This window comes from Lentilactobacillus sp. (assembly GCF_040773105.1).
Lineage (GTDB): Bacteria > Bacillota > Bacilli > Lactobacillales > Lactobacillaceae > Lentilactobacillus > Lentilactobacillus parabuchneri.
In genome coordinates this window covers 1-2,062 of record NZ_JAXGWW010000300.1, presented here as the reverse complement: position 1 = coordinate 2,062, position 2,062 = coordinate 1, and the positions used below count along the sequence as shown (strand labels likewise).

Annotated in this window: 2 protein-coding genes; both read left to right on the top strand. The window is 45.0% G+C overall.

Going from position 1 to position 2,062, the window contains the following annotated elements:
* Positions 1-1,067, top strand: a 1,067-nt coding sequence (locus AB3112_RS10970; protein WP_367334509.1) for an alpha-amylase family glycosyl hydrolase, incomplete at its 5' end; no start/stop codon positions are given.
* Positions 1,068-1,071: 4 nt separating this feature from the next.
* On the top strand, positions 1,072-2,062 hold a 991-nt coding region (gtfA, locus tag AB3112_RS10965; protein WP_367334508.1), incomplete at its 3' end, for a sucrose phosphorylase.

Genomic DNA, 2,062 nt, shown 5'->3' with positions numbered 1-2,062 from the left:
CTAAAGGCGTTGATGGCTTCCGGTTGGATGCCATCTCGCATTTGAAGAAAAATCAGTCATTTGCTGATGTTTCTGACCAAGAAGATGCCATGAATAACGTGCCGGGGATTGACAAACTGCTCGCTGAATTGAGCGCCGACTTCAAACGCGACCATCTCATGACTGTTGGAGAAGCTGGCGGGGTTCCTGTTCGTCGGGCCCGACAGTGGGTCAATTCAAAAGACGGCTATTTCGATATGATTTTTCAATTTGATCACGTTAGCTTTTGGGAAAAGTTTACGGTTGGTCAAGTCGATGTTGCTCAACTACGCCAGGCGTTATCCAACTGGCAGACCGGTTTGGAAGGAATCGGCTGGAACGCCTTATTCCTGGAAAATCATGATTTACCCCGAGCGGTTTCTTATTTCGGTAATGACACAACCATGCGCAGTCAAAGCGCGACCGCACTTGCGATGATGTACTTTTTGATGAAAGGCACGCCATTTATTTATCAAGGTCAAGAGTTGGGCATGAGCAACGTTGATTTTGAAACGATTGATCAGTACCGCGACCTGGATTCCAAACGCTTTTATCGTGAAGAACTACAAAAGGGCGCGACCAAAGCCCAGACGTTGTTTAAGCTTCGCAGCAAGAGCCGCGATAATGCCCGGACACCCATGCAGTGGGATCGGACGTCAACCAGTGGCTTCAGCAGCCACAAACCGTGGATTGAAGTTAATCCCAACCACGTTGAAATCAACGTCGAAACCGAGGAAACCAACGCCAATTCAGTCCTTAACTTCTACCGAAAATTAGTTGAGCTAAGACGGCATGATCCGATTTTACTCGATGGCCAGTATGCGTTAGTCAATACCAACGACCACCAGTTATATGTTTACACCAGAGAATCCGGACGCAGTGGCTACTTAATTATCACCAATTTAAGTGATCAACCGGCCAGCTATCAGGTTCCGGATACTTATCAAAACCTCAAATTAGTTCTTACAAACGATTCAGAAAAACAACGACCGGCTTCCATGAAGCTCCAGCCATGGTCAGCCTACCTGTACAAATACGAAAGGAATTGATCCTATGAAATTAAACAACAAAGCAATGCTCATTACTTACCCGGACAGCTTGGGAAGTAATCTCAAAGATCTTCAAACCGTTTTGGAAACCCATTTAAAGGGTGTTGTCGGCGGCGTTCACTTGCTCCCCTTCTTCCCATCATCAGGTGACCGTGGCTTTGCGCCAATGGATTACACTAAAGTTGATGAAAAATTTGGTAGCTGGGATGACGTCAAGAAGTTGTCAGAATCTTACTACCTGATGTTTGACTTCATGGTCAATCATATTTCCAAACAGTCCAAATACTTCAAGGACTTCCAGGAAAAGCATAATGATTCAGCCTATCGAGACTTGTTTATTCACTGGGATGAATTTTGGCCAAAGGGTCACCCTACTCAAGAAGACATTGACCTGATTTATAAACGTAAGCCAAAGGCCCCGGTTCAAAGCGTCAAATTCGCAGACGGTCAAACAGAAGAAGTTTGGAATACCTTCGGCGAGGATCAAATTGATTTAGACGTCACCAAGCAGGTTACCAAGAAGTTTATCAAAGACACGCTCAACTTCTTGATTGATCACGGCGCTTCAATTATTCGCTTGGACGCCTTCGCTTATGCAGTCAAAAAATTAGGCACCAATGATTTCTTCGTTGAACCAGATATTTGGGACTTGTTAAAGGAAATTGACGGCATCACAGGTCCTCGTGAGACGACACTGTTACCAGAAATTCACGAAAACTACCACATTGTTCGAAAGATTACCGACCACAACTACTTCAGCTATGACTTTGCGTTACCAATCGTCACACTCTACAGTCTGTATTCGGGAAAAGCCGATCGCCTGGTTGGTTGGCTGAAAAACAGCCCAATGAAGCAATTCACCACACTTGATACCCATGACGGAATCGGCGTGGTTGATGCAAAGGATATTTTATCTGATGACGAGTTGGATTACACCAAGGCTGAAATGTATAAGGTCGGCGCCAACGTCAAAAAAGTTTATTCAAGCACTGCTT